We start from the raw sequence: 1,489 nt of genomic DNA, 5'->3' as shown, positions 1-1,489 counted from the left end.
CAGGGCTCGGGGTTTCGCACCGCTGACGTCGGACGCACCGGCGGGCGGACGCCGGCCCCGGGGGCGAAGCCGCCGGTCGGGCGGATGCCGGGCGGGACGGGACCCGGGCCCCGTCGGGCCGGCCGCTGCGGGTCCCGCACCCGCCCTGTCACGCGAGGCCGCCCCCGCCGCGGAGCCGGTGGCCGGCGGCCGGGGCGGAGGCCGACGGTGATGGGAACGAGCCCATCGCGGACGCTCCCGTGAGCGGCTCCGGGCCATGCGGGCGAGGCCCGTCTTGTGTGTCGACATACGCGTGAGTAGTTAACAAATCGCCGGATTGCCCACCCGAACAGTGTGGGAAGGCTCCTGCGGGTACACCCACAGAGACCCCGCAGGACCCACCTCCCCTCCCCACAGTCATCCGCCCACCCACGTTGACGCGGACAGGAGCGGTCATGCCCGCCAAGCACCACTCGTCACCACCTCCGAAGCGCGGCGCCCAGACGCACGGGAAGCGCGGCAACGGGGCCTCTCCCGGCCGTCGCGCCGAGTCCGGTCCCCCGCCACCGGCCGCCGTGCTCCCCGCGCCGGCGCCCGTCACCGGCCCCACGACCGCCGTGGGGCGCATCCCCGTGCTCGACGTCCGGCCGGTGGTCCAGCGGGGGCGCCGGCCCGCCAAGGCGGTGACCGGCGAGACGTTCGAGATCTCGGCGACCGTGTTCCGTGAGGGGCACGACGCGGTGGCCGCCGATGTGGTGCTCAGGGATCCCGAGGGGCGTCGGGGGCCGTTCACCCCGATGCGGGAGCTGGCGCCCGGCACGGACCGGTGGGGCGCCCAGGTCACCGCCGGGGAGCCCGGCCTGTGGACGTACACCGTGGAGGGGTGGGGCGACCCGGTCTCCACGTGGCGGCACCACGCGGAGATCAAGATCCCGGCGGGCATGGACGTCGAGGTCGTCCTGGAGGAGGGCGCCCGGCTGTACGAGCGGGCGGCGGCAGCGGTGCCGGACTCCGGGCCCCGGGGCGTGCTGCTCACCGCCGTGGACGCGCTGCGGGACGTGAGCCGTCCGCCGGCGTCCCGGCTGGCGGGGGCGCTGACGCCGGAGGTGGACGCGGTGCTGGCCCGGCATCCGCTGCGCGAGCACGTCACCAGCAGTGACCCGCTGCCCCTGCTGGTGGAACGCGAGCGGGCCCTGTACGGCTCCTGGTACGAGTTCTTCCCCCGCTCCGNGCCGCCCGCCGCCTCCCCGCGATCGCCGCGATGGGCTTCGACGTCGTCTACCTCCCACCCATCCACCCCATCGGCACCACCCACCGCAAAGGCCCCGACAACACCCTCGACGCCTCACCCGACGACGTCGGCGTCCCCTGGGCCATCGGCTCACCCGAAGGCGGCCACGACGCCGTCCACCCACAACTGGGCACCCTCGAGGACTTCACCCGGTTCGTACGACAGGCCAACACCCTCGGCCTCGAGATCGCCCTCGACCTCGCCCTCCAGTGCTCCCCC

Annotated in this window: 1 pseudogene; it reads left to right on the top strand. The window is 75.3% G+C overall.

Annotated elements, in window-relative coordinates:
* Nucleotides 1–434: 434 nt before the first annotated feature.
* Nucleotides 435–1,489: pseudogene (locus tag HTV45_RS33200) on the top strand (maltotransferase domain-containing protein); the annotation flags it as partial.

Source organism: Streptomyces sp. CHD11 (genome assembly GCF_018638295.1).
In the GTDB taxonomy this organism is placed as follows: Bacteria; Actinomycetota; Actinomycetes; order Streptomycetales; family Streptomycetaceae; genus Streptomyces.
The sequence above is the reverse complement of the archived record's forward strand: the minus strand, read 5'-3'. Positions and strand labels throughout refer to the sequence as shown.